Raw genomic sequence first — 26,175 nt, 5'->3', positions numbered from 1 at the left:
GATACTAAAGTTAAGAAATATTACTTAAATATTCAGTTTAATTATTATTTGAAAAGACATTTTAAAAAGTAAACGCTCTTCAACTTGCGAGATTTCAATCCCCGTCAAATAGACCAACTCTCTTAGCACTCCTCCTTTACCAATAATCTTCACACATAATTCGTTTTTTTCACTTCCCAACACCTTAAACACCTGATAAATCAATTCCATACTACTTCTCTACGACTATTTATGTAGGTGTTTCTTAGACAATAACTGGATGTGCAAAGCTTTTGAAATCAATATAATGAACTCAACAAGTCACTAGTTGACTGTTTGATAATTTTATATGATTGGAGAGATAAAAATGACTATTTTATTTGTCAAAGCGAATGATCGTCCAGCACAGAAGTCCATCAGTGTAAAAATGTATGAACAGTTTCTTAAAAGGTACCGAGAATCCCATCCAGAAGAAGAAATACAGGAAGTTCACTTATATGATACACCACTTCCACTTATAGGTACGTCCTTAATTGATAACAGCAATCAAGCACCTCTAGGACTGAACCTTAGCCCAGGTAACTTATCAGCAGCTGCCATCCAACAACAGCATTTAGAACAATTTATAGTTGCAGATAAAATCGTCATAGCGTTTCCGTTATGGAATTTAACTATTCCTGCTGCATTGCATATGTATCTCGATTGTTTGCACCATCCTAGAAAAACATTCACATACACAAAAGACGGTGTTAAAGGGCTATTAACAGATAAAAAGGCCGTCTTACTAAATGCCAGAGGTGGGATATATAACAAGGATGATTTATCTGAAATGTCAGTAAGATTTGTACGTAACCACTTGAACTTTTTCGGAATAACCGAAATTACAGAGTGTATCATCGAGGGGCATCATCAATATCCAGATGATAGCGAAAAAATTATTAAGCAAGGGCTACAACAAGTGAATCGAACAGCGGAAACATTTTAGTTATATAGATTCAAGAGACAGAAAGGTAGGTTTGAAATGAAAAGTGATGAAAAAAAAACAAATCATATACCGCCTCAAGCAACTTGGCGCGAATGGCTAGGGCTAACCATACTGACTTTGCTGATGCTAGTGTTATCTACTGATCTCACTGCGCTTTACCTGGCAATGCCGTCGATTACTGCTGACCTCCAGACAGGTTCGACTCAAATGCTATGGATTCTGCACATTTACGGTTTTCTTACTAGCGGATTGTTGATTACTATGGGCCGCTTAGGTGACCGGATCGGTCGTCGTCGCATGCTGCTTATCGGAGCAGTCGGGTTTGCTGTATTTTCCGTATTGGCGGCTTTCTCCGTCAATGCCGAGTTGCTCATTATTTCTCGAGCACTTCTTGGCGTGGCGGGGGCGATGCTGATGCCTTCAATCTTTTCACTTCTGCGCAACATGTTTCATCACGAAGGGCAGCGTCGCTTTGCTATTGCAGTCGTATTCAGTGCATTTTCGGCTGGCGGGGCAGTGGGACCACTGCTCGGAGGGATTCTGTTAGAGACTTTCTGGTGGGGAGCAATCTTCCTCATCAATGTGCCGGTTCTCATACTCTTTCTTGTAACTGGCCGGTCTCTTTTGCCTGAATTTCGTGAGAAAAATGAACATCAGCTTGATTGGAAAAGCGTTGCTTTGTCCTTAGGAGGAGTGCTGACATTCATTTACGGCATACAAGGAATTGCTTTGGAAGAACAAGATAGCACGATCATTTACGTGATGGCGATTGTGATCGGAATCATTCTAGCGGTGATGTTTGTGCGACGGCAAAGCCGCCTTGCCCATCCGCTACTTGATTTGAAGTTGTTTACGAACCGTCTGTTTAGCACATCACTAGGCGCTATTTTCTTTACTTTGATTGGTTTGTCTGGCGTATTTTACTTGTTTACACAGTATCTGCAGTGGGTGCAGGAACTTCCCCCTCTACAAGCGGGAATATGGACGCTTCCCTATGTCATAGCGAATATTGCCGGTGCCTTGATTGCACCCATATTAGTACGCTGGATTCGCCAGAGAGTGGTCATTTGGGTCAGTCTGCTGCTGGTGGGCGTCAGTCTCATACTGATTGCCGTTGGTGCAAGTAGCATGAATTTTCCATTAGTGGTTATGAGTATTTCATTGGCAGGACTGACACAGGGCTCTGCGTTTGCTTTGGCCAGTGACTTCATCATTTCTTCTGTTCCGGTTGAACGGGCGGGGTCTGCATCCGCTATGCAGGAAGTTAGTGGTGAGCTGGGAAACGCAATGGGCGTTGCACTCCTTGGAACCATCGGTCTGTTTGTTTACCGCTCTGTCTTGGCAGGCAATCTTTCAAAAGAAGTACCAACACAGGTCACAGACACAACGATGCAAAGTGTTGCCGGCGCAATAGCGGCGAGCAAGGAGTTATCCTCCCCTATGGGTATGAAAATGCTAGATACTGTACGGGATGCCTTCACTCAAGGATTTCAAGTCAGTTCAGGCATTGGTGGAGTCCTTATATCAACCATGGCTATCTTCGTTATGGTATTATACAAACGTTCCCATAAGGGATCTAATCTTTAATATATACGTTAACACCCAAATGTAGCTTTAAAATAAAGTTTGATCAAAAATACCTCGCAAACCCATCTTTTACAAAAAATAAAAAGAATCCATTTTGAAAAAAGATTGATCAAAATGGATTCTCCTCCAGCAGATTTAAGTTTATTTTTTATAAAAAAGTTTGATCATTTTCTATCCTGTGTTGCTCCTCAATCGTGCCCGATTAATGAATGTTCTAAATTATAGAGAATATTAGAAAATAATATTTCATTATTTAGTATTTATTTTTTCTCTATCGGTATTCTGTTCAATTATCAGAAATAAAAGTATAAATATTCGGAGGATATTCAGCAATACGATGAACTAAATATAAATACCACTCACTACCATATGTAACATAAACCTTAGTCTCGATATTATCCTCCTTTAAAAATCTTAATAGGTCAGGTCGAACCCCATCTAACATCTCAGCCTTTTGCTTTTAAGTCCATCAATATATTTTCATCATGTGTAGCAACAGACAATGGAAGATTACTATCTATACACTTAGATACAAATTCTATATACCGTTTATTTAACTCTTCGGATCTTGGAATATATTTACCTTCAGACTCTTGATAAGCACCCTTTACGAATCGTATTCTACCCGATGTTTCCAATAGGTCACTTAGGTCAATAGATGAACGCTTCAAATGAACTTGTAATGTTATTCCAACATTTGAGAATGAATTTGATATTCTTTTATATAGTGATAAACTTTTATCTGTTTTTTGTGATTCCTTCTATCTTAAGGTTTGTACCACTTATGATTTAATTAAATAAAGAATGTACCTTCTCAAGCAACTTGGCGCGAATGGAGCGGGCTCATCGTATTAATGTTTCCACTGTTTATTGGCTATTGCCCTCTACATCAGTACTTTTTCGGCCGGTTCTGCACTTGGCCCACCTTTAGGAGGGTTTTTAGTAGAGTATTTCTGGTGGGGAGCTGCTTTTCTCGCTAATATTCCTTTTGCAGCATTGTTCCTTATATTTAGTTGGTTGTTGCCAACATACCGGGATCCACAAGCTAAAAATCCTGATAAGTTAAGTGTAGCACTTTCACTGGTTGCCATCTTAGGCGTAATTTACGGCTTCCAAAAAATTGCTGAAACTGGCTTTGCTATCACTTATATCGTGTCTATAGCTGTAGGGCTGTTTTTTGCTAGGCTGTTTATCAAAAGACAACAACTGCTCACAGATCCATTGCTCGATCTAAATTTATTTAAATTAAAAACCTTGACTATCGCACTCCTTGCTATGTTGCTTATGGTACTTGCTTTTACCGCGCCAGATATGCTCTTTGCCCAATACTTGCAGGGAGTATCCGGGTTTTCAACAGCAATAGCAGGACTTCTTTTAATTTTTCCTGCTCTCACATCCGTCATAGGAACTATGCTTGCTCCTGTACTGACAAGGTTTTTCCAAGTGTCTACAGCAATGGCTCTCGGTGTCTTCGTTACAATTGGAGGGGCATTCATCGTAATCATTGGCACTTTGATTTCTAATGTTCCTCTGCTTTTAACCGGCGTTTCACTTATAGGATTAGGTGGAGGCCCGATTATGACCTTAGGCAGCGAACTGATTGTTTCTTCAGCTCCAATGGAACGAACTAGTTCTGCCTCCGCTTTAACCGATGTTGCAACTGGGTTTGGCAGTGGCATTAGCATCGCTTTTCTAGGAAGTATTGCCACCATCATATACCGATTCTCACTAAACAGAGCAGAGACGGGAGAAATCCCAACTGAAACAATGAGTATTGCCTCAGAAAATATCGGTTCAGCAATGGGGATTGTAGAAAGCCTTCCAAATGAAACAGGGATGCATTTACTTCAATCGGCACAAAATGCTTTTACGCTAGGAATGCAGGTGGTCTATGCAATTACGATAGTTCTGATGATCGTGACAGCTTTCTTTATCATACGTCCATTAAGAAATAGTGCTTGAAACTATCTTTTACCTGTGTGGAGGCATCAATTAGCCTCCACACTGCCATTAACCCGCAATCAGTTCAAAAACCCTTTCATATGCATCGTAAATCTTATCCGCTTCTTCCTGATTGTGAAACTCATCCTCATATTTGATGACAAGCAAATCCATTTCATAAAGAGCTATAAGAACCCGGACAAGCGGCTTTGGCATTGTATCCCAAGAAGTTATTTCGTCATGGATCTTGACTAGTTCTCGAAAAATCCCTTCGAATTGCTGCTCGTCCAACCCCTTTCCTTGTTCAAGTTTTTTAAAAAAATTACCATCCGTATTGATCTGTTCAACAAGACCTGAAATAACATTCTCCTGTGTTTGGTCTGGTATATAATCACCAGCAAGTCCTTTCTGTCTCCAAGTACTGATATAATCTGTCGCCTTCCGTATTCTCTCTGACTCTTCGCCTGAGTAATTCATAGAAGAGTTATACAGTTCAGTACAGATTTCCATAATCGGCTGGACGGCTTTTTGTGGAACGGAATCTTTATCGTTCCATTGCTCCATTAATTGAGAAAACGTCCGTTTCATATTTTTATATTCTTGCTCATCCATGCCATTACCCATTCGCAATTCAACAAGTAAATTTATTTCTGATTCGATAAATTGACCCAATAATGTTGATTGGTCCACGTTGAAAACACTCCTCTTATATTATTTCATGAACTCGGAAGGACGGCCAATTAGCGTGATTGCATTTGCTGGAATGGACTTTTCGACAAGCAATTCCTGAGATTTGTTGGCGTATCTCCGTACCTTTTCCCATGGTTCTCCTTTAGAGTTGACTAAATATTTATCCTGTATTGCTGGATCTGTTAAATCATAATACTTCTCTGTAACCTTATTCAAATCAATCTGCACAATTCGGAGATCCTGGGACTTTCCGTCATCCATTATATCTTTTGTGGCGTTCTCTAGGGCTACATCAAAACTTTTGGTTGTCGATATATATTTGGACCCTTTAAATGTCCGTTTTCCACCATTATTGACATGACCAGCAATTGTTATGTGTTCTCTCTCCGGTGCTTTAGCGAATATACCTTTGTCAGGATCTTCATCTTCCCGCAATACACGGTAGACTGTATGTTCATTAGATTTCAGTCCGAGATCATCCAGAATGTCATCCGCCTGATTCACCTTATTTTGAAGTTTCTTCACTTCATCGGAGGAAGTATTTCCACTTGAAAATGTAGAGATTGCCTCATCTACAGTTTCTACCAGATCTCCTATGTAGCTGACAATTTCAGTAACCGTCTCTTCTATCCCTTTGAACGCGCCCTCAACATTTTCTCCAATAGAACCAAACCAGTCGGTAATCGGTTCCAAAAAACCTTCATCAGCCTCAACCGTGCTTACTGTGGCAACTGGTGTAATATCTGCAAAAGATGTGTCCTCAGCTGCTGTCTGTACTGGCTGTAAAAACGGAAAAAGCATGATTGCCATCAGAAAGCATAGCAGGTATGAATATTTTATTCTTTTCAACAGTTTTCCTCCTCTAATATATTTCTAATTTTATGTGAAAGTCTGTTAATACTATTATGATAGAAAAGGTACGGAGGAAAGTCCACGTTATTTAGTTACTTTTTTAAAAACAGGAAATATTACCCAATTATAAAACGACGACGATGAAGGCATGTTGTTACATGCAAAACTAAAGTATTACTTTTTAATCTGCTAAGAAAACCTTCCCTTTAACCCTTTTACTAGACTCGAACATAGAAACAGCTTCTTTTACATCTAGTAAATCGTATGGAACGCCGCTTGTATTTAATGCTAGTTTCTCTTCTGTTATAAGGGTAATCAATTTTTGAAACGTTTGTTGCCAAGTATGAATAGATACTTGTTGATTCCAAAGACGTAAATGAAATAACTTAACTTTTACTGTTGACTTTTGTGAAATAATTTTCCAATCTACAGGGTTCCCCGATAATAAACCAATCGTTAAGAAAATACCGTGCTGTTGCACACAAAAGGCTAGTTCTGTCCCTTCCATACCACCTACTGAATCAATAGCTGAGGTGACACCTAAACCATTCGTTAATTCCATAACCGATTTATTTAATGATCTCTCTGTCGTATTAATTACAGAATATGCACCCAATTCCATTAGCTCATTGGTATATTTGTTATTTCTGGTTACTGCAATCATACGAAACCCAATAACTTTAGATAATTGAGCAAAAATCTGACCAATAGAAGATCCACCCGCGTTGATGATTAAAATATCACCTGGCTTTAATTTTAAGACATCCGTACAAACTATCCATGCAGTAACTGGGTTTATATATAATTGAGATGCCACGTAATCATCTATAGAATCAGGGGCAGACACTGCAAATTCAACAGATGTTTTAACATATGCCTGCCATGTCCCTTCACCTCGCAATGGTAGCACACGCTTACCAATTAGCTCTTTCGACACGCCATCTCCTACGTCTTCGACAACCCCAACCCCTTCATAACCAGGGATAGTCGGTAAAGCAATCCTGTGGGAATACGCTCCCTTGATAGGAATTAGATCAGATGGATTTATAGGGCGAAGTTTCATACGAACAAGGATTTCCCCATTAAATGGTGGATCGATATTTTTGGATTCGACCTTCAGAACGTTTTGGGGACTCCCAGTTTCGTAAAACTTAACACAATTGGCTTTCAAAATAATAATTCTCCTTAATTAAAGTTATACTTATTTAAGTGTATCATCTTTCTCGAAATGGTAGTTCAATTAATATACGTGTACAACATCGTAACCCTCATCTTCAAGCAAAGACACAATACTCGGTTCCAAAATAAAATGCATCGTCCCCACAATCACCATGTAAGTCTGGCCGGAATTTTCCTCGAAGATTTGTTGAATCTGAGCAGCCATCTCCATATTCCGTGCATCATTCATTTGGCTCATGTATTCCTGATAACCATCAAATTCTTCGTTCTCCGTCTCCATGTCCAGCATCCCTTCGACATCACCATCCAACCAGTAGGAAACAAGGTTCGTATACTCGTCAACCAGTTCTTCCCGATCATTAACTGCCGCAGACAAAGTTTCCTCTTGCAGTTGAGGAGAGAAATTAGCAAACATTTGCAATTGATCTTCAAAGTTCTCTAGTGCTTGAACTTCCTTCCCATCTTCATCAGCACGATCCAAAAAGTATTGATCGACACTATAATTGGTATCATACCCTGCATCCGCTGCAATCATTTCGGTCAAAATCATTTCCACATACCACGGCCTGAGGTTTTCGATCATCTGCATATCAAAACCGTACATACTGAGCAATTCGGTAATATCATTGTACAACTCGGGAGATATGTGATCCTGTAACTTGCTACCATCTTCATATAGAGCTAATTCCATGGTCATCGGTTGTATTTCTTCGATATCAAGCGCATTCAAATCTATTTCGGGCAAGATCACATCCGCGCGTTTGTACGCTGCCTCAGATGCTGTGTTCAAAGGAAAAAAATCCTCTTGCCCAATATGAATCGTCCCTTGCAAGTACACTGTTGTATCCCCATGGACTACTTCCCACAAGAATCCTCCGTTCCCTTCATGTTCACTTTCGGCAAGTCGTGTCATTTCATCCTGACTTTGGCAAGCAGTAACAGTTACCAGAACAACCAGCACTACACTAAGCAGCCATCTCTTTTTACTTATCAAAATTCCGCCTCCTCATTGTGCATGTGTGTATATTAATATATACAGTATCAATTATTCCTTTTTTTGTCAAATAATCCATTAAGTTGATTTGAAAGCTTGATTTTGTTCTGTTTTTTTTCATTTCTCTACAGCTAGTAGAGTAACATCCAGAAGCTGGGAGGACATGGGCGGGATCTAATTGAAATGACTGTATGCTACAGTTGATACGTATGAGAGCATCTGTTTCTCCATGAACCTCTCATCACTAAAGTGACGAGTTTCTAATGTATCAACTTCAAACGATGCTTAACATTAGTGGGCGGGACACAACGCCCTCTATCCCATCGGCAAAAGCGTTAGGGACTACTTTTCTTATGATATTTCCCGCTGCATTCACATCGGCGTGAATGCACGTGTTCTCTTTGGTGCGATATAACCCCCGTTTGATTCTGCGGCCACTAAACACAACATTCGTTTGAACACCCTTTTTATAGATGGGCAGTTCATCCATATCCATCAAACTAGCTTTTGATGTGTAGCTTTCTTCTTGGCGCTGAACATGGATGCCATATTGTTCTGCTTTGTACTCGACCATACGAATCAGCATCGTATGGGGGAGAGATCGAAAGTGTTGTTTGTCCTGCTTGCGAAGGCTCACCTTATTTTTCCATCCCTTATTCACCCCGATGATAATCGTGCTGACTTTGCGCGCCAGTGCTAACTGAACGATATGGAAACTTGCTTTATGGAAGGCGTCTTTTAACTTGAAATAACGTTTTTGGTCTAGTCGCTGCAATCGTTTACTATGGAAGGAACCGTCTTTTGGTCCCTGCCCGTTTCGTAAAACTCGGTAATAGTGTGCACGTTGTTTATTATAATATTGATTGATACTCTTGATCGTTTTGCCCTTGATAATAACAGGAGAGGAACCTGTATTATCGACAATGGTTGCAAAACAATTAATACCTAGATCAATCCCCATGACATGCTTTTCATCAAGATCTACTGGCTCTTTCTCCGCTTCTTCCATGACCACTTCAACCGTGTATTCACCATAAGTCGGTATAATCCTCACTTGTTGGAGTTGCCCCTTCAGACCTATCTTGCCAATATTCAGTTTTTCTTTTATATGGGGAAAATTTAAAAATTTGTTGTCTTTCACCTTACATACTTGATTGGAAAATAGACACGTTTTTCTTCCATTCTTCGGTGCATACTTGGGGAGTTTCGGTCTACCGGTATACTTGTGAGGATTTACTTGATAGTCTTTGAGGCTGGCAAAAAAAGCCTTCCAATTTTGAAACACCATTTTCATGATTTGTTGGTTGACTTGACCAGGTAATGCTAGATAATCCTCATTCTTTGACGCTTTAAATAATCCATCTAAAAAGGCATAAGAAGGCCATTTATGTTGAGAAGATGGATACTCAAATAACATGGCATCTTTGATCTCTTTGCGTTGATCCATGGGCTTTTTTAATTCTTTTTCCCGTTTCTTCTCTACCGTTTTTCTTTTGATTGCATTCATTTGTGGAAGGTGTTGTTCGATGAGGTCGAAAACTTCTTGTTGTAGTGGTTGAAGGGTTTTTTCTTCACCAAATGCTGTAAAAATTTGACGGATGTGAAAGTTGGTGGCATTGTAAAGGTTTTTCGCTAAAAACGTGATATGATCACAATAAGGATAGAGCCGATGCCCTTTTTTAATGCGAATTTGTTGGGTACGGTACATATTCCTCACCTCCCACTATTTTCTTCAAGCAGCTTGTACAAACGATTTAAAACTAATGGCATCATTCGCCTAAAAAATACACACATATGTTCCTGTTTATTATTTTAAATTAGAACATACGATCTGTCAAAACCGTTCGCCATTCATCTCATCACCAAAGTAACGAGTTTTTGGCGAACATTCATAAAAAAAAGCGCCCCGCTAAAACGGAGCAGCTTAAATAAATTATTCAATTATTTTCACTCGTACGTCTTTACGTCCCCATTGGAGGGCATCGTCACGGTTAGGAATAAACACATCGATTGATTTACCATTTATACCACCGCCAATGTCCGCTGCAATGGCAACTCCATATCCTTCCACTTCTACAATAGACCCAAGTGGAATGACACTAGGGTCAACTGCGATCACTTTCGCATCAGGATATGTATTCAAATCAAGACCCATCTTTGTCACACCTGAACAACCGTCACAACCTGCCGTATACGCTGTGCTTTCCACCGTCATTGTCTTTCCAGCAACTGAACCACGCTCACTTAAACTATCTAACGCTGATCTTGTATTCGGTCCTGCAATTCCATCGGCTGCTAGACCTTGTTGTTTTTGAAAGCTCTTGACCGCGCTCACTGTGCCGGATCCATATATACCATCTATACTTGAATTGTAGTGCCCTGTTTCCTTCAACTGGTATTGAATGTGTATAACTTGTTTGCCAATGTCGCCCTTTCGCAACACTTGTACCGCGTTGTTCGTTTGTGGACCAGCAATACCATCTACTTTCAAGTTTCGTTTCTTCTGAAAATCCTTGACTGCTTCTTCCGTGATATCACCATAGTACCCTGTTGAGGTATGGTATGGGAATACTCCTTTTGTCATCAAGTAATCTTGTAATTCAGCTACATCTGACCCTGTTGATCCATTAGCTAGTATGCGATCCCCCATCGCAGCTTCTGTAAGTGTTGGAGCTGAAATCATCATTAGGACTCCAACAACCATAACCATAATTAGGTTTCTAAATCTCTTTAACATAAAAAATTCCTCCCCGTTTTCTCATTACATAAGAGAATTCGACAGGAAAGAATATTTCTTGTATGTAAAAATCAGAATCACATCGTTAGACCCTCCATCATCCATTATTTTGTAATAATGCATCCTATATGGTCTGCCTAAAGAAAAGTATATCTCTCCTATATGGGTGGCGGAAGGGTACTTGTAAAAGGAAGGCACTGCATTACCCAACTTCATAGTTTTTTCACACTTTTTCCTCAATCTTTTCTTTGACTTGGGCTGATGACTTTATGATAATAGAAGTAGATTTAGCAAAATAATTATTTAGTACTTTTGTATAGATAAGCTGTTGAATCAGAAGGGAGATTTCACAATCAACATGGAACATACTTCAATAGAACTGAAAAATGTCATGCATTGGAAAACAGAAATGGTACGATTTATGATGGCCTATAAGTTTGCTGTGGAAGAAGTAAGTACAAAAATTAGTATATTACAACAGGAATTTCAACATATTCATGATTACAATCCGATTGAGCATGTGAAATCGCGAGTCAAATCACCTGAAAGCATCTTCAAAAAAGTGCAAAAGAAAAAGCTGCCTTTAAACCTTCCGTTAATTCAGGAAAACATCCGTGACATTGCCGGAATTCGAATAAATTGTTCGTTTGTTACTGATATTTATCGAGTAGCAGATATGCTAACTGAACAAAAAGATATTACTTTGATCGAAAAAAAAGATTATATACAAAATCCAAAGCCAAATGGATACAAAAGTCTTCACTTAATAGTACAGATACCTATTTTTATGTCAGACCGGGTAGAAAATGTTTATGCTGAAATTCAAATTAGAACAATTGCAATGGATTTCTGGGCAAGTTTGGAACATAAAATCTACTATAAATATAACAAATCTATCCCTAAAGCATTACGTGATGATTTAAGAGATGCTGCAGTTTCTGCAAATGAGTTAGATGAACGAATGGAGAGAATTCATAAGGAAGTAAATCAACTCAAAGAAGACGATCACCTTAATGGCAATGAGCAAAAACCGGTTATCTTTCCTCCTGAATTTTTATCATTGTTAGCTGATAATGGAGAAAAATCATAATATTTTCAAAAAGAGGATGGCCCAAAAGGTTGGTGCATAACAACTTGTAGAGCATCCTCTTTGTTTTGTTATATTTGATATCTGACTAAAAAAGTAAACTAAACCACTATAATATCTTTTATTCCTCTTTTTATATTATAGAATATGGGACGTACACAGTATGATGAGAATCTGGATCAGTTATTATGTTGGCTTTAACCTGAAAAACTTCAAAAAGCATGTCTGGAGTAATGACTTTTAGTGGCGGCCCGCTATTATAAATACGACCATCTCTTAATACAATGACCCGATCCGCATAAGCCAGTGCCTGATTGATATCATGAAGTACCATCACAATCGTTTTTCCTTCCTCTCTATTGAGTGAAGTTATCAGGTTCAATATATTAATTTGATGATGCACGTCCATAAAGGTAGTCGGCTCGTCTAATAGAAGTACTTCCGTTTCTTGGGCCAGTGCCAAAGCTAACCAGGCTCGTTGACGTTCTCCACCTGATAGTTCATTCAAAAAATGATGTTGAAGGTGCTGAAGGCTCGTTCGTTCTAAAGCATTGTCGATCGCTTGATGGTCCTGCTTACGAAGCATCTTTAGTGCCCCGGCATGTGGAAATCGGCCTTGCTCAACCAACTCATACACTGTCATGTCAAGCGTTTCATTAATTTGCGACAACATAGCCAATTTCTTAGCAATGCTTCGATTCGATTCGTTAGCAATATCTTTACCATCAAGATAAATAGTTCCTTTCTTTGCCGTTAGTAATCTACTTATTGTTTTTAATAGAGTTGATTTACCGCTCCCATTAACCCCAAGCAATACCGTAATCTCACCCTTGTTAATCACGGCATTAATATCCTTTAAGATATCACTGTTTCCATAAGAAAAAGAAAGCTCTTTTGCTAAAATTTTTTCAGAATTCATATTAATTCCCTCTTTTCACTACATGTTTGCGAAGAATATAAAGAAAAAACGGTGCCCCTAGCAGAGCTGTAATCGCGCCAGCAGGCAGTTGAGCTTCTTGATTAAATGACGGAATTGGAAGAGCAACAACTAAGTTTTGAGCAATAAAGTCTGAGCCTGATAGTATTAAAGTAGAAATCAAAATGCTCAATGGAAAACTTTTACGAGCATCCTCTCCAACAAAACGTTTGGCAAGATGTGGGCCTATTAATCCGATAAATCCAATTGCACCCACAACCGATACAGCACCTGCAGTCAGAACCGCTGAGAGTCCAAGTAAAAATAGACGTGTTTTCTTAACGGATAAACCCAAAAGAGAAGCTTGTGTATCACCTAATCGTAATCCGTTCGTTAAACTTGCTGATAATACCCCAAGTGTAATACCGATTAAAGCGAACGGGAGAATAATATAAACATGCATCCAAACTCTTCCATTTAAAGAGCCAATGACCCATAGTAAAACGCTCCCCATTGCCTCTTGTCTCGTTAAGAGGATAAAAGATGTGGTAGCCTGGAGAATGGAAGACATCAACACGCCAATTAATGCAATATGTACACCTCCATTCCCCGCTTTGTTACTCACATAAAACACCAAAAGAGTGACAATTAAACCACCTACGCAAGCAAAAACAGGTAATACACTTGAAGTTGTTAAAAATGAGGGGGCAATTGTAATAGCTAACACTGCAGCGAGTACACTGCCACTGGTTACCCCGATAATACTTGGCTCGGCGAGAGGATTTTTAGTAATACTTTGCAAAATAACGCCCGCCAAACCAAGCATAGAACCTGCAAGTACAGCAATTATATAACGTGGTAAACGAAGCTGCATTACAATTTGTTCTACAACTGGACTAGCTTCATCTCCCTTAAAAATTAACAACAACTCAGATAACGAAATAGGTGTTTTTCCAAAAAGCATCGTCGCAATTCCAATAGCCAAAATACCTATGATTAAAATAACGTTAAGCTGCCAATCTTTTTGTCTCATGTCCTCACATTCCTTCTATAGAGCAGTACAAGAAAAAGACTACCACCTATAACAGTCGTCAACAAACCAACAGGCAGTTCTATTGGATAAAACAAAGTACGCATTAACAAGTCTCCTGTTAGAAGGAGAAGTGCACCTAATAAAGCCGTTATAGGTAATACTAGTGCTGCATTTGATGTCCGAAGCAAGCGCTTGGTTAAATGTGGTGTAATAAGCGATATAAATCCGATTGGTCCACAATTAGCTACTATAACCGCTGTTAAACCTGCACTAATCACAAGCAGTAGGATCTTCATTCTAAATACAGATGCTCCTCTACCTACCGCTGCTTCATCTCCTAAACGAAGCACATTAAGACTTCTTGCACTCCCTAATGCTAAGGGCACAAAAATGATGAACCAAGGAAGCAAGTTAAAAACATGGCTCCAATTTCGAGCAGACAGGCTGCCAGCCAAATAGAAAAATAATAACCCTATTTGGTTTTCTTTCCCTAAAACAATAATAATAATGATAAGAGCATTTAAAAATGCAGAAACAGCTGTACCAAGTAGAATGATACTTCCTCTTTTAAAAGAATTTTTGGCACTTGCTATAACTATTCCACCTGCAATAAGGCCACCCAAAAGCCCCAGAAAAGGTTGTACTGTAAATAAGACTGGTAAACCAAAAACGGTGATAAAAGCCATTACAAAAGATGATCCTGCAGTCACACTAACTAATTCAGGGGTAGCAAGGTCATTTTGGAAGGTATCTTGTAAGATATGTCCAGCTAAGGCAAGCATCCCTCCAGCCATAACTGCCATAATAGACCGTGGCATCCTAATTTCCCAAACGACTATCCGGTGAATCTCAACATCGAATTGATTTGTTAGAACCTTGCCTAAGGTAACCAAATTTAGTCTTGGCTCGCCTAATTGCAATGACAAGATGAATATACATATTATTGAAAGAAAAAACGCCAACCCTATATAAATCGATTTGTGTATTCTCTTGTTTGTCATTTTTTACGATTCCAAATTAGGATACAAAAGTTCCATTGCCTCATCTAAAATAATCGTTAACGACCCTATTCCACGGCCATTTGCCCAGATATTTGTTCGAACTTCATGAACATTATCTGTTTTTACAGCTTTTAGTTCTCCCCAAACAGGGTTACTCGCCAATTGCTCGGAAAGAGATGGATCATCGTCCCCAAAACTAAAGGTTTCCAAAAACAAAACGTCTGGGTCTTCCTTCAAGATCTCTTCTAAAGACAATTGTGCACTTCCACTACTGTGACCACCATCACCATTATCGGTTGTCCAAGGATAATTAGCTATTTGCGCTAACATAGAACCTACAACAGATGTTTGCGTATCTATTCCAAAATTAGTGTCAGATCCGTACATAATTAGTGCGGTTCGCTTTTCAGTTACACGATCCATTTGCGTTTCAAGATGTGTTTCAAATGATTGAACGGCATGTTCAGCCTCACTCTCTTTATCAAGAGCTTGTCCTAAGTCCATTACAAATTGAAGTGAATCCTCATACGTCTCTGGTGACACAATATACAATGGAATTTTATCTCCTAGGGCTTCTCTAATGTTTTCGTGAACTCCTCCTAGGCCTACTACGAGATCTAGCTCTTGAGCAAAAACATCCTCCACATTCGGTTCAAAAAAAGAACCTCCTATCATTGGAATTGATATAGCTTCATTACCATAAAATTCTGATTCACTTGTAATACCATCACCTGTTACAGCAGCAGGGGTTAGCCCCAATTGTTTTAAAGTGTCAACACATATTTCAGTTAAACAACCGATCCTCTCTGGTGGTGAGTCAAATACTAACTCTGTTCCCAAATCGTCTATTAAACTTATCGTTTCAGCTTCAAACTCTGTGTTATCGATTTCAGCATTATCCGTTGTGGAATTTGAACAAGCAGAAAGGATTATTGCTATACATATACATAAAAATATGTTCCGATTCACCATTTTACATCTCCTCCAATCAAACAAATCGTAATCATTACTATTTATATATTAATTGAGTTATATTAATATGTAAAGTTAAAATTGGATAATTATAGTTAATTGAACCTTCCGTGTCTACACTCAGTAAATGATATCTATCAATTACCTCGCCATTAAAACTTTAATTTCTTAAATATCATATATAGTTTTTATGGTTAAAATTACCAAATAATTTTGGTACTATCAAAGCACACCAAAGAAATCGCTTACAAAATTACAGAGGAGGTGTTAAGAAGAATGTGACCTACTTAAGGTCTGCACAGCATCATCGTAAGGACTAATTGCATTATAAAAAAAGGAGGAATTCGATGGAACGAAAAAGTATGAAGCTTCTTTTTGTCATGTTAGTTTGTTTTGCACTCACAATTCCTGCAGTAAATGTAAATGCAGCGGTCACTAGCAATGAAACTGGCACCCATGATGGCTACGATTATGAATTCTGGAAAGACAGTGGTGGATCCGGAAGTATGACACTCAATAGCGGTGGTACGTTCAGTGCCGAGTGGAATAATGTCAACAATATATTATTCCGCAAAGGCAAGAAATTTGATGAGACACAGACACACCAGGAAATTGGAAATATATCGATAAACTATGGAGCAAACTATCAGCCAAACGGCAATTCCTATTTAACGGTCTACGGGTGGACGGTTGACCCGCTCGTCGAGTATTATATCGTCGATAGCTGGGGCGACTGGCGTCCACCAGGTGGAACAGCAAAGGGCACCGTTACCGTTGACGGTGGCACCTATGACATCTATGAAACTACTCGAACTAACCAACCTTCCATTATAGGTACGGCAACTTTTCAGCAGTATTGGAGTGTTAGGAGATCGAAACGTACGAGCGGGACTATATCTGTTAGCGAACACTTTAAAGCATGGGAAAGTTTAGGAATGGAAATGGGTAACATGTATGAAGTTGCGCTGACGGTAGAAGGTTATCAAAGTAGTGGTAGCGCTGATGTGTATAGTAATACACTTACTATCGGCGGAGGATCCGGCGGTGACGGTGAAGATGGTAACACTACAAGAGTAGAAGCGGAAGATATGACGAAAAGCGGTCAGTATACCGGCAATATCAGCTCACCATTCAACGGGGTCGGTTTATATGCCAATAATGATTCAGTTAAATACACGCAGTATTTTGCAAATGGCACCCATAGTTTCTCACTCCGTGGTGCTTCAAACAATTCCAACATGGCCAGAGTCGATTTAAAAATAGGTGGAGAGACAAAAGGTACGTTCTACTACGGCGGAAACAACCCAGCCGTCTATACGATAGACAATGTCAGCCATGGAACTGGAGATCAAGAGATTGAGCTCGTTGTAACATCTGATGACGATACGTGGGATGCTTTGATTGATTATTTGGAGATACACTAGAAGCATAGTAGCATATAATAGTTTTTAATAACATCCTAGCGAGGAGTTTTCTCGCTGGGATGTTATTTAACATCCTTTTAATTCCTCATATGCGATAAGAAATTCTTGATAACTTGTTGTACCTAATCGCTCTGGATCATTTTTAAATAGTCGATCAAATGTCATTTCTTTTGCCTGATGAATGGAACACTTCATTGTATTCATTATGAGCTTCATATAAGAAATAAAATAGTCTTTCTTCAATGTTGCTGCATTCTTTATGATCATTATTAGTATCCTTCTTTCTCTATATAGATAGTAGTAATAGTGTCTCAAACCCTTAAATGAAATCAGTCTTTTGATAAGCTTTATCACCTGCTCTATTAACCATTAAATCTCCAATAGTTCCTTCCATATATCCACTTTTTCTTCAAAAGTTTTATTATAACGACCAGGGATTGGACTTGTTGAAGGTAACTTAGTCACTTTAACCCGCTCTATCAAATAGGAAAGATATTTACGAAAGACTTGATAGGATTTCGTACCATTACACCCTATTCTTTGGATATTAGGATATGTGTCTAGTAATTCTTCTATTGGGTTAGGTTCCGCTTCTGTTATTTTTGAATCCAAACTACCTTCTCGATAGCAGGATCCAATAGTATCCCACAGAGCAATTTGTTTATTACGCAAAAATTCAATTCTCTCTTCATAGTCATTAATCCACTCTTTCTCATAAATTTCAAATAATATCGGCCAGAAATGATTTCGTGAATTACCATAATAATGCTGTTTCATCAAGGATTGCTGCCCCGGAATAGAGCCAAGGATTAGAACACGAGATCGTTGATCAACAATCGGCTCTAAAGAATATATTTTTTCATTAGCCATAGTATCCCTCCTTATTTTGAAATCCACACTTAATATGATATTTTGGTGTTAACATAAAAAGCTCAGCTATAATAAACTTCTACCATATTTAAAAATGAGGTAATAACCCTATGATATTATTACCACAAAAAGACCCTTCGGACAACGAAAAGCCAAAGGGTCAAGCTCATTAATTTTAATCTCAAAATTCTGTTTAATAACCACGGGACATCATTTCTTGCTTGCGTTTCTCCAAGGTAGAGCCGGATTCTTTGCGTGCCATTCGACGTAATATTCTTGGGACGATCAGAAAACCCGCAATAATCCAAATGCCAAGCACTCCGAACATTTCGAGATAGCGCCAGGATTCTCCAATTTCAGCCAGTGCAGCAGTTTCCGGCAATAATGCCGCCCGCATGCCAAGACCTAGCCAATAAACGGGGAAAATCTGAGCAATGACTTGTAACCAATCTGGCAAACTAGTGACCGGATAAAAGATACCAGAGATTGCTGTCAAGGCACCGATCGGCAACATCGTCAAATTAAAGGAAGAACTAGTACTTTTAACCAATGATCCAACAACAGCTCCCCAAGGGAGAGTAGCTAATATGCCAATGATAAAAATAAATAACAGCATCAACCAACCGCTCCAAGAGGTATCTGCCAACCCTTTAATTAAAAACAATCCAGGTATCAGCAACATGATCACACTTACTAGAGAATAAGTCGTCACACTAATAATTCTGCTGATCAAATAACTAACCATACCATTCGGTGTCGCCTTTGCTCGAAGTAGTGTTCCATCTTCCCGCTCAAATGTTAACGTTGTAGCAGCACCCATAAAACCACCGAAAACAACTAGCATTCCAAGTATACTCGGAAGTGCAAACATCGCTAGTGCCATATCAGTTCCTTCAATTGTGTTATTCCGTTGAAAATACAACACAATCAAAAACACAATAGTCATAATGATATTAAAGCCAAACTCTTGAGGACTTTTGAGCATCTGTTTAAACTCGATCCAGCCGCGCAGTACACCTAGTTTAGCCGCATGTAAGACAGGATTCATTCTGCTCCCTCCTCAAAGTTAGCCAGTGTATCGTCCAAACTTCCGTTACTTTTTATCTGTTGAACCATTTTAATATAGGTATCTTCTAGGCTAGCTTTGCGCACTTCCAAATCGGTAATAGCATCACCATGCTCTTCAAACAATTTTTGGACGAATGAAGGTGCATCCGTTACTTCTTGTCGGAAGCGTTCATTGTTCACCATCCACCGCACATCAGAAGCACCAGCTACTTGCTCGGCCAATTGCTCGGCACTACCATTAGCAACGATTCTGCCATCTGCTAGAATCAGAATACGATCGGACAGTTTCTCAGCTTCATGTAAATCGTGAGTAGTCAATAAAATCGTAGTATCCTCAAACACTGACAAGCGCCTAATCACCTCATGAAAATCACGACGAGCTTGCGGATCGAATCCTGTAGTCGGCTCATCTAGAAACAGAATTTCAGGATTGCCGATCAATCCGATGGCTACATCTAACCGCCTGCGCTGACCACCGGACAAGCTACTCACCTTTTGATTCGATTGTTCTTGCAGACCGACTTTCTCCATCAATTCACCAGCATCCATTGGTCGTGAGCGATTTGTGGTAGCATACGGCTCATAATATCTACCTAAATGCTCTAACAATTCATGCACTTTCCATTTCGGATGATCTCTCCAAGACTGCATGACAACACCTAGTTGTGCTCGCCACGATTCATCTCCTTCTTTTGGAGAGACACCTAAAACATTGACCTCCCCACCTGAAGGAATACGGAAACCTTCAAGAATTTCAATGGTAGTCGTCTTTCCTGCACCATTGGGACCAAGAAGAGCGAGCACTTCGCCACGTCTTACGTTGAAATTCACACCCTTCAGCACGTCAACTCTCCCGTAGCGCATCTTTAACTGATGTACTTCAATCACATGCATTTCCTTTTCCGATCGAACTTTCTCCGTCATAAATCCACCCTTTCCTTTCTGTCTCGCGATAATTGCCAAATGTCCTATCCTCCCCTTTTAGCTCTGCTGCCTAAACCGAGATGTCTCCTTTACTTAAAAAGTTAATCCTAGTAACTCCCCTAACAATTTTTTAATAAATAAAAGAGCTTTCTCTTTCATTTTAGAACATCAATGCAAGTGACAATGTTCGGCTGATAGCATGGCTTAATTGGTTGATTTCTATTGAACAAGCTAAGTTTTAGTTAAATCTTTTGATATTACTTAAATATAAAATGAGAGAATCACATTTGACACTAATAGGTGTTATTTATTTGTAGGAGGTATGAAATGATTTGATCGAAGAAAAATTAAAAATTCGCGAAACCATGGATGGCGGTTGGGATCAAATTGCAAAAGAGAAACTACCAACATATATTGAGGCGTAGTATGTCTGACCAAGCTAAACATGATGTTTTTCAAGCTATTTCCGATCCTAACCGACGGACCCTTTTAAAAATACTTGATAATAAGGAAATGTTTATTGCCGAAATAACAGATTATTCCCCAATAAGCCGTACCGCTGTTAATAAGCACCTCCATATTTTATCAAATGCTGGCGTTGTTACTAGTAGAAAAGTTGGACGTGAAATTCGATATACGCTCAAACCAGAACCACTTGTTGAAATAAAAGTTTGGCTTATGTTTTTTGAACAGTATTGGGACGTTAAACTATCTGCTCTAAAAAAATATGTAGAAGAAGATAACGAATAGTTGGAAAGAACCAATTGTGTTGATTAACTCGCTTGGTTCTTTTAATTATATAAATTGAACTTACCGCCAAAAATTGCCTTATCATTCACTTCTCCCAATTTTGAATTTCGATAATATTGCATTCTGGATCTACTGCATAAACCACTGTTAATATTCCGAGAGAATCGTATTCCTTTTTTACTAATTCTCCATATTTCTTGCCACCGTTTTTAATGACCTTAGCTAAAACTTCAGCCACATTATCAACAACAAATGCAATATGTGTAAAACCTTGATCATTTATCTGCGGCGGCTGTTGAATTCGAAGGCTTTCTGGAGTGTATTCAAATATTTCTAAAGTAGGTCCTCCTTCCCTGTATCCCGGTAAAGCAAGATGTACTCCCCTGATTCTAACTTTATCAATTTTCGTCACATTTTCGATCCACTTGCCCGACAGGTCCCTTTCTGGATCTAAGTACTTACAATCAAAAACATTAACATAGAAGTCAGCCAATCTCCGCCAGTCCTTAGCTACAATGTTTGTATGAGCATATTTGATTGACAATGTTACGCCTCCTTTAAAATATATTGCACCACTCATTTTAGCATAAAGATGAAGAGCTCTATCAAAACGAGTAAGCTAACACGATGTTGTAGTTTCTAAACCAATTTTTCTTTAGACTGGTCAAGGATACCGTTACAATGTCAAATGTTTATTAATAACTTCTTCTATTCGATGAGAGTTTATAATTTTTTGCTCCTCGCGTCAGTTAAAATGATTCTATTCCTATTAGCTACTCTATGGTGATGTACTTCCAATGAATGCAAATACCAATTCTTTTTCTACTTTGGCTTTTCCTCTCACTTAAATACGAGTAAACGAATATTAACCTTCAACAATCCAAAGGCTGGTTTGATATCTATTTTACGTTTGCCATAGATTTTACTTGTTTTTTTAGGGCTATTAAGGTAGCCACCATACCAATTATTCCATGAACTAAAAATGCAGGCACAGTCCCTTGTTTTAACATATATGCAATAATAAACAAGTCTACCAATAAAAAACTCAAAAATAGAATTACTGATAAAAAGGTAATTTTTTCTATGGAGGTTTACTTGAAAAGATAGCCAAAATAGTCCAGTGTATTTTGGAAGAGTACCATCACTTCATGCGAAGATTCCTTCAGAAGATGAATTTTATCAAAGAAAAAGAGCGCCAAAATTGACGATCTTTTTGTTGCTAGTGATGAAATATTTACTTGGTCTGTTCTATTAAATTACTTATTAAGTCCTTAAGTGATTTAACAACTTCGTGATTTGCAAACTCCCCGCTCTCGCTCAGTTTGCTATTGGCACCTGAGATTAATAATGTACGACCTTCAGACACATCAGCATTAAGCATATTTAAATTAAGTTGTAATGCTTGATGTGCATTTTCCCCTCCTCCCGAAGAAGTAATAATTGCTACTGATTTTGTGTATAGATTTGCTGATGATACTAACCATTCCAACGCATTTTTTAAAACTCCCGGTACACCTTTTATATATTCAGGTGTACAAATAACCACGCCGTCTGCTTTATCTAACAGTAATCTAAAAGATTGGACTTCTTCGGGAGGTGTCTCCTCATCTAGTTCCGGATTAAAATGAGGAAGTTTTTGAAGGCCATCATAAATGATGTAGTCAAACTCCTTCGGCATGTATTTTTCAAGACTTTTCAGTGACTTTTGAGTTGATGAATTGCCTCTTATACTGCCAGATAAAGCAACAATGACTTTATTTGACTCCATTGTTTACACCTTCTTCCTTTATATTGAAGTAACTATCTCATTAAGTTCAGTCCTCTTCAAATTTCATGCTCAGGATCGGACTTTGATTGATTTAAAAATTTGTTGACTTTTCCATATATTTAAACAAACATACAAAGGGGGACTTTACTTCAAAGCCAACACATGTTGGTTTGAATAAAGTCTGATCCATTCACACTTTCGACAGTTATTTACCCTACCTTTATCCCTTGACACCACCAGCTGTAATTCCTTCTACTAAATATTTTTGAAAGAATAAAAATACTAGTAACTGCGGAATAATCGATGCCACAGACATCGCAAACATTGGTCCCCAAGCAGATAAAGATGCAGGATCGGAAAACATCTGCAAACCTAACGCAACAGTATATAGTTTCGTATCATTCAAATAAACTAATGGTGTCATAAAATCATCCCAAGTCCAGTAGAAAGAAAAGATCGCAACCGTCGCTAAAGCAGGCGTCGTTAAAGGTAAGATCACACGCCAAAATATCCCGAACGTACTACAACCATCCATATATGCCGCTTCATCCAATTCACGAGGGATACCACGGATAAACTGAATCATTAAAAAGATAAAAAATGGAATCCCACCAATAAATGCCGGCACAATTAACGGTAAGTAAGTATTTACCCAACCAAGTTTATGGAATAAAATATATTGGGGGATTAACGTTACTTGTTGAGGTAACATTAACGTAATAATCATACATACAAATAATGGCATTCGAAATCGGAAGTTCACCCTTGCAAATCCAAAAGCAACTAATGTCGATGATAATAAGGTCCCGATCACGACCATTGTAGTTACAAATGTCGAGTTAATGAAAAAAGTGGCAAAGCTAAGATCACCAAACCCTTCCCACCCTTGTAAATAATTGCCCCATCTAATTTCTGAAGGAATTAAGGATGCTGCATTGCGAAATATTTCATTTTCAGGTTTCAAGGAACTCGCAATGGTCCACAATATGGGATAAATCATAAACAGACCTAATACCCAAATTGATCCGTGATAAATAAGTGTTTTGAGATTTTTCTGTCTTTTCATCCTTATTTACCTCCTTCCGATTCGTAATAGACCCAGCTTTTAGCTGTACGAAAGATAAATGCCGTAAAGATACCACAAATTAATAATAATATCCAAGCTAATGCGGATGCATACCCCATATCAAAATGGGCAAAAGCTTTCTCATATAAATACACAGCATAGAATAATGTACGATCCATTGGTCCACCTTCCGTAATCAAGAAGCTTTGTGTAAATGCCATAAACCCTTGAATCGTCTGCATCACTAAATTAAAGAAGATAACTGGCGATAACATAGGAATTGTTATTTTGATAAATTGGTGAAGCGGACTAGCTCCATCAACAGCTGCTGCTTCATACAATTCTGCCGGTATCGCTTTCAAACCAGCTAAAAAAATAAGCATTGGTGAGCCGAATTGCCAAACAACTAAAATGATTAGTGTGGAAAGTGCAAAGTCAGGGCTCGTTACCCAACTAACCGAAGGAATCCCAAACAATGATAAAATATCATTGATCGCACCATCACGACCAAACAGTTGCTTCCACACTACCGCTATCGCTACACTTCCTCCAAGAATAGAGGGCACATAGTATAACGTTCGATATAACCCTACGCCTCGACGTTTTGTATTAAATAACATCGCCACAAATAAGGCAAAGGCTAATTTAAGAGGAACACTACCAAAGACAAAGATAAATGTTACCTTTATTGCTTGCCAAAATCTACTATCATTTGTAAACATATTTATGTAATTATCTAATCCAATCCACGTAGGTGAAGATAATAAATCATAATTAGTAAAAGAAAAATACAAGGATGCGATCATAGGCCCTATAATAAAACCTAAAAAGCCAATTAACCATGGTGCAATAAACGCAAACCCAATCAAATCGACCTTCCATTGTTTATGCAGCTTGTCACTCTTACTGTTATATTTCGCTACATCAGCCTGCTCTGGCATGTTTACACCTCCAACAATTAAGGAATTAAGGTAGAAGTCATCTCATAATAAGATGACTTCTTGTTATACTTATTTATTAATCTTTAGCTAATATTTCAGATGCTTTCTTTCTGAAATTCTCGGCTGCTTCTTCAGGAGTTACTTCACCATAATAAATCGGATCTTGCACTTCATTTGCAAATAATGATTCAATTTCTGTAGAACCTTGTGGATCCGGGGGGTCAATTTCACGACTGTGCTCTTGTGCTAACTCTACATACTCAAACATTTTTCTACCTGCATCAGATGCATTTTCCTTTAAGTGTTCACGAACCGCTCCTGCGATTGGTACTCCTCTTTCTGCATTTAATATTTCATTTGCTTCAATATTATTAGTAAAGAAACTAATAAATTTTGCAGCTTCTTCTTGTTGTTCTGAACTTTCCGCTACAGAAAAGAATTGACCAGGCTTAATATAATGACCGAGTTCGCCACCTTCTAAACTAGGCTGAAGCATTAAATCTAATGGTCTTCCGGCTCCTGATTCAATGGCGGTGATTTGATTACTGTGAATATCCATGACGATCGCTGTTTCTTCATTTACAATCGGAAATTGTTCCACATTTGTACCGGCTGTCATAAACACATCAGGTGGAGCTGCTGCTCCCGATTTCAACATATCTACGGTAATCTGTAAGTAATCTACTAATAATTGATCATCATCATAACCAAGTTCTGTTCCATCTTCACTGTATAACCATTGATCATGTTGTCTTAAATAATGTTTAAATCCCATGACGCCTGCACCCGGATGGACACCATACACATTATCACCTAAGTTATCAGAAAGCTCTTTTGCCTTTTCTTTCAATTCTTCCCATGTATAGCCTGGCTCTAGTGGATCTATGCCTGCTTCTTCAAACATCGCATTGTCTACCACAATCGCATGTGCGTTGGCACCAATATTCACTGCATATAACTTATCATCAATGATTCCACCATCAATATACGTATCTTCCACATCACTTAAATCGAGCGCATCACTTTCTACGTATGGGTTTAAATCTGCTAACAATCCTTTCCCAGCATATTCCGCTAAATATTTATAATCCATTTGGACGATATCAGGTAAGTTGCCACCAGCAGCTTGTGTTGCCATCTTCTCCCAATAACCATCCCAACCAGTAAATTCTGCAGAAATCGTTACATGTGGATTTTCTTCCATGTATAAATCAATTACTTCTAACGTACGATCATGCCTATCTTGTGACCCCCACCAGAGCATTCGTAATTCTACTTTATTACTACTATCTCCATCTGTTTCAGACGCAGAATCACTCGAACTACATGCGACTAATAAACCAGTCATAACAAAAACAAAAAATAAATAATGCCATTTTTTTGTCATGTGAATTCTCCCCTTTTTCATAAA

Annotated in this window: 26 protein-coding genes; 6 read left to right on the top strand and 20 right to left on the bottom strand. The window is 38.5% G+C overall.

What is annotated here, in order from left to right; genetic code table 11:
• Positions 1-24 precede the first annotated feature (24 nt).
• Complete coding sequence (locus tag GI584_RS23925) at positions 25-210, bottom strand: hypothetical protein (RefSeq protein ID WP_228552319.1); 186 nt, start codon at positions 208-210, stop codon at positions 25-27.
• A 136-nt stretch (positions 211-346) separates the two neighbouring features.
• Between GI584_RS23925 and GI584_RS01690 the strand changes: the two genes are divergently transcribed.
• The 3 genes from GI584_RS01690 (at position 347) to GI584_RS01675 (ending at position 4,513) form a co-directional block, all read left to right on the top strand.
• Positions 347-964, top strand: a complete 618-nt coding sequence (locus GI584_RS01690) for an FMN-dependent NADH-azoreductase (protein ID WP_153790016.1) — start codon at positions 347-349, stop codon at positions 962-964.
• 36 nt (positions 965-1,000) lie between these two features.
• The gene (locus tag GI584_RS01685; RefSeq protein ID WP_153790015.1) at positions 1,001-2,551 is read left to right on the top strand and encodes an MFS transporter; all 1,551 of its coding nucleotides are present in this window, start codon (positions 1,001-1,003) and stop codon (positions 2,549-2,551) included.
• A gap of 870 nt (positions 2,552-3,421) precedes the next feature.
• Positions 3,422-4,513, top strand: a complete 1,092-nt coding sequence (locus GI584_RS01675; RefSeq protein ID WP_153790014.1) for an MFS transporter — start codon at positions 3,422-3,424, stop codon at positions 4,511-4,513.
• A gap of 48 nt (positions 4,514-4,561) precedes the next feature.
• On the opposite strand, the gene GI584_RS01670 is transcribed toward GI584_RS01675, so the two are convergent.
• The 6 genes from GI584_RS01670 to GI584_RS01645 form a co-directional block, all read right to left on the bottom strand.
• Positions 4,562-5,182, bottom strand: a complete 621-nt coding sequence (locus GI584_RS01670; RefSeq protein ID WP_153790013.1) for a hypothetical protein — start codon at positions 5,180-5,182, stop codon at positions 4,562-4,564.
• 21 nt (positions 5,183-5,203) lie between these two features.
• Complete coding sequence (locus GI584_RS01665; RefSeq protein ID WP_153790012.1) at positions 5,204-6,031, bottom strand: DUF7587 domain-containing protein; 828 nt, start codon at positions 6,029-6,031, stop codon at positions 5,204-5,206.
• Positions 6,032-6,215: 184 nt separating this feature from the next.
• Entirely contained in the window at positions 6,216-7,205 is a 990-nt protein-coding gene (locus tag GI584_RS01660) for a zinc-dependent alcohol dehydrogenase family protein (protein ID WP_153790011.1), read from the bottom strand.
• Between the two features lie 69 nt (positions 7,206-7,274).
• A complete protein-coding gene (locus GI584_RS01655; protein ID WP_153790010.1) occupies positions 7,275-8,207 on the bottom strand; it encodes a TraB/GumN family protein in 933 nt (310 codons plus the stop codon).
• Positions 8,208-8,481: 274 nt separating this feature from the next.
• Positions 8,482-9,915: an RNA-guided endonuclease InsQ/TnpB family protein gene (locus GI584_RS01650; protein WP_153790009.1), complete on the bottom strand. Its 1,434-nt coding sequence runs from the start codon at positions 9,913-9,915 to the stop codon at positions 8,482-8,484.
• A 225-nt stretch (positions 9,916-10,140) separates the two neighbouring features.
• On the bottom strand, positions 10,141-10,944 hold the full coding sequence (locus GI584_RS01645) for a peptidoglycan-binding protein (RefSeq protein WP_153790008.1): 804 nt from the start codon (positions 10,942-10,944) through the stop codon (positions 10,141-10,143).
• A gap of 358 nt (positions 10,945-11,302) precedes the next feature.
• Between GI584_RS01645 and GI584_RS01640 the strand changes: the two genes are divergently transcribed.
• Positions 11,303-12,034 (top strand): GTP pyrophosphokinase, encoded by a 732-nt coding sequence (locus GI584_RS01640; RefSeq protein WP_100362335.1) that lies wholly within the window; start codon positions 11,303-11,305, stop codon positions 12,032-12,034.
• 130 nt (positions 12,035-12,164) lie between these two features.
• On the opposite strand, the gene GI584_RS01635 is transcribed toward GI584_RS01640, so the two are convergent.
• From GI584_RS01635 to GI584_RS01620, 4 genes are read right to left on the bottom strand one after another with little or no spacing between them, the layout of a single operon-like run.
• Positions 12,165-12,950 (bottom strand): ABC transporter ATP-binding protein, encoded by a 786-nt coding sequence (locus tag GI584_RS01635; protein ID WP_153790007.1) that lies wholly within the window; start codon positions 12,948-12,950, stop codon positions 12,165-12,167.
• A gap of 1 nt (position 12,951) precedes the next feature.
• Positions 12,952-13,980: a FecCD family ABC transporter permease gene (locus tag GI584_RS01630; protein ID WP_153790006.1), complete on the bottom strand. Its 1,029-nt coding sequence runs from the start codon at positions 13,978-13,980 to the stop codon at positions 12,952-12,954.
• Positions 13,977-14,981 carry a FecCD family ABC transporter permease gene (locus GI584_RS01625; RefSeq protein ID WP_153790005.1) on the bottom strand — a complete coding sequence of 335 codons (1,005 nt, stop codon included), beginning with the start codon at positions 14,979-14,981 and terminating at the stop codon, positions 13,977-13,979. Before GI584_RS01625 ends, GI584_RS01630 begins: the two co-directional genes overlap by 4 nt.
• A gap of 3 nt (positions 14,982-14,984) precedes the next feature.
• On the bottom strand, positions 14,985-15,953 hold the full coding sequence (locus tag GI584_RS01620) for an ABC transporter substrate-binding protein (protein ID WP_100362339.1): 969 nt from the start codon (positions 15,951-15,953) through the stop codon (positions 14,985-14,987).
• 347 nt (positions 15,954-16,300) lie between these two features.
• On the opposite strand from GI584_RS01620, the gene GI584_RS01615 reads away from it, so the two are divergent.
• The gene (locus GI584_RS01615) at positions 16,301-17,377 is read left to right on the top strand and encodes a glycoside hydrolase family 11 protein (protein ID WP_153790004.1); all 1,077 of its coding nucleotides are present in this window, start codon (positions 16,301-16,303) and stop codon (positions 17,375-17,377) included.
• A 66-nt stretch (positions 17,378-17,443) separates the two neighbouring features.
• Here GI584_RS01615 and GI584_RS01610 read toward each other — a convergent pair whose 3' ends face one another.
• From GI584_RS01610 to GI584_RS01595, 4 genes are all read right to left on the bottom strand, one after another.
• Positions 17,444-17,644, bottom strand: coding sequence for a hypothetical protein (locus GI584_RS01610; RefSeq protein ID WP_100362341.1), 201 nt, complete (start codon positions 17,642-17,644; stop codon positions 17,444-17,446).
• Positions 17,645-17,746: 102 nt separating this feature from the next.
• Positions 17,747-18,247, bottom strand: a complete 501-nt coding sequence (locus tag GI584_RS01605; protein WP_153790003.1) for a DNA-deoxyinosine glycosylase — start codon at positions 18,245-18,247, stop codon at positions 17,747-17,749.
• 193 nt (positions 18,248-18,440) lie between these two features.
• Positions 18,441-19,295 carry an ABC transporter permease gene (locus GI584_RS01600; protein ID WP_100362343.1) on the bottom strand — a complete coding sequence of 285 codons (855 nt, stop codon included), beginning with the start codon at positions 19,293-19,295 and terminating at the stop codon, positions 18,441-18,443.
• Positions 19,292-20,278, bottom strand: coding sequence for an ABC transporter ATP-binding protein (locus tag GI584_RS01595; RefSeq protein WP_228552318.1), 987 nt, complete (start codon positions 20,276-20,278; stop codon positions 19,292-19,294). Before GI584_RS01595 ends, GI584_RS01600 begins: the two co-directional genes overlap by 4 nt.
• A 387-nt stretch (positions 20,279-20,665) precedes the next feature.
• On the opposite strand from GI584_RS01595, the gene GI584_RS01590 reads away from it, so the two are divergent.
• Positions 20,666-20,989, top strand: coding sequence for an ArsR/SmtB family transcription factor (locus GI584_RS01590; RefSeq protein WP_153790002.1), 324 nt, complete (start codon positions 20,666-20,668; stop codon positions 20,987-20,989).
• A gap of 85 nt (positions 20,990-21,074) precedes the next feature.
• On the opposite strand, the gene GI584_RS01585 is transcribed toward GI584_RS01590, so the two are convergent.
• The 5 genes from GI584_RS01585 to GI584_RS01565 all read right to left on the bottom strand — a co-directional run bounded on the left by GI584_RS01585 (position 21,075) and on the right by GI584_RS01565 (position 26,151).
• Positions 21,075-21,533 (bottom strand): VOC family protein, encoded by a 459-nt coding sequence (locus GI584_RS01585; protein WP_153792882.1) that lies wholly within the window; start codon positions 21,531-21,533, stop codon positions 21,075-21,077.
• A gap of 690 nt (positions 21,534-22,223) precedes the next feature.
• Complete coding sequence (locus tag GI584_RS01580; RefSeq protein ID WP_153790001.1) at positions 22,224-22,757, bottom strand: NADPH-dependent FMN reductase; 534 nt, start codon at positions 22,755-22,757, stop codon at positions 22,224-22,226.
• 220 nt (positions 22,758-22,977) lie between these two features.
• Complete coding sequence (locus GI584_RS01575; RefSeq protein WP_153790000.1) at positions 22,978-23,823, bottom strand: carbohydrate ABC transporter permease; 846 nt, start codon at positions 23,821-23,823, stop codon at positions 22,978-22,980.
• A gap of 2 nt (positions 23,824-23,825) precedes the next feature.
• Positions 23,826-24,764 carry a carbohydrate ABC transporter permease gene (locus GI584_RS01570; RefSeq protein WP_153789999.1) on the bottom strand — a complete coding sequence of 313 codons (939 nt, stop codon included), beginning with the start codon at positions 24,762-24,764 and terminating at the stop codon, positions 23,826-23,828.
• A 76-nt stretch (positions 24,765-24,840) separates the two neighbouring features.
• Entirely contained in the window at positions 24,841-26,151 is a 1,311-nt protein-coding gene (locus GI584_RS01565; protein ID WP_194842096.1) for an ABC transporter substrate-binding protein, read from the bottom strand.
• Positions 26,152-26,175 lie beyond the last annotated feature (24 nt).

It is taken from the genome of Gracilibacillus salitolerans, from assembly GCF_009650095.1.
Taxonomy (GTDB): domain Bacteria; phylum Bacillota; class Bacilli; order Bacillales; family Amphibacillaceae; genus Gracilibacillus; species Gracilibacillus salitolerans.
Note: the sequence above shows the minus strand (reverse complement) of the source record. Positions and strands in the feature narration are given on the sequence as shown.

Excerpts from the sequence above, each read along its gene's own strand:
- GI584_RS01575 (WP_153790000.1), bottom strand. The coding sequence starts at position 23,823 with ATGAAAAGACAGAAAAATCTCAAAACACTTATTTATCACGGATCAATT.
- GI584_RS01645 (WP_153790008.1), bottom strand. The coding sequence starts at position 10,944 with ATGTTAAAGAGATTTAGAAACCTAATTATGGTTATGGTTGTTGGAGTC.
- GI584_RS01690 (WP_153790016.1), top strand. The coding sequence starts at position 347 with ATGACTATTTTATTTGTCAAAGCGAATGATCGTCCAGCACAGAAGTCC.
- GI584_RS01630 (WP_153790006.1), bottom strand. The coding sequence starts at position 13,980 with ATGAGACAAAAAGATTGGCAGCTTAACGTTATTTTAATCATAGGTATT.
- GI584_RS01640 (WP_100362335.1), top strand. The coding sequence starts at position 11,303 with ATGGAACATACTTCAATAGAACTGAAAAATGTCATGCATTGGAAAACA.
- GI584_RS01565 (WP_194842096.1), bottom strand. The coding sequence starts at position 26,151 with ATGACAAAAAAATGGCATTATTTATTTTTTGTTTTTGTTATGACTGGT.
- GI584_RS01605 (WP_153790003.1), bottom strand. The coding sequence starts at position 18,247 with ATGGCTAATGAAAAAATATATTCTTTAGAGCCGATTGTTGATCAACGA.
- GI584_RS01685 (WP_153790015.1), top strand. The coding sequence starts at position 1,001 with ATGAAAAGTGATGAAAAAAAAACAAATCATATACCGCCTCAAGCAACT.
- GI584_RS01620 (WP_100362339.1), bottom strand. The coding sequence starts at position 15,953 with ATGGTGAATCGGAACATATTTTTATGTATATGTATAGCAATAATCCTT.
- GI584_RS01580 (WP_153790001.1), bottom strand. The coding sequence starts at position 22,757 with ATGGAGTCAAATAAAGTCATTGTTGCTTTATCTGGCAGTATAAGAGGC.
- GI584_RS01615 (WP_153790004.1), top strand. The coding sequence starts at position 16,301 with ATGGAACGAAAAAGTATGAAGCTTCTTTTTGTCATGTTAGTTTGTTTT.
- GI584_RS23925 (WP_228552319.1), bottom strand. The coding sequence starts at position 210 with ATGGAATTGATTTATCAGGTGTTTAAGGTGTTGGGAAGTGAAAAAAAC.
- GI584_RS01610 (WP_100362341.1), bottom strand. The coding sequence starts at position 17,644 with ATGATCATAAAGAATGCAGCAACATTGAAGAAAGACTATTTTATTTCT.
- GI584_RS01635 (WP_153790007.1), bottom strand. The coding sequence starts at position 12,950 with ATGAATTCTGAAAAAATTTTAGCAAAAGAGCTTTCTTTTTCTTATGGA.
- GI584_RS01600 (WP_100362343.1), bottom strand. The coding sequence starts at position 19,295 with ATGAATCCTGTCTTACATGCGGCTAAACTAGGTGTACTGCGCGGCTGG.
- GI584_RS01570 (WP_153789999.1), bottom strand. The coding sequence starts at position 24,764 with ATGCCAGAGCAGGCTGATGTAGCGAAATATAACAGTAAGAGTGACAAG.
- GI584_RS01625 (WP_153790005.1), bottom strand. The coding sequence starts at position 14,981 with ATGACAAACAAGAGAATACACAAATCGATTTATATAGGGTTGGCGTTT.
- GI584_RS01650 (WP_153790009.1), bottom strand. The coding sequence starts at position 9,915 with ATGTACCGTACCCAACAAATTCGCATTAAAAAAGGGCATCGGCTCTAT.
- GI584_RS01590 (WP_153790002.1), top strand. The coding sequence starts at position 20,666 with ATGTCTGACCAAGCTAAACATGATGTTTTTCAAGCTATTTCCGATCCT.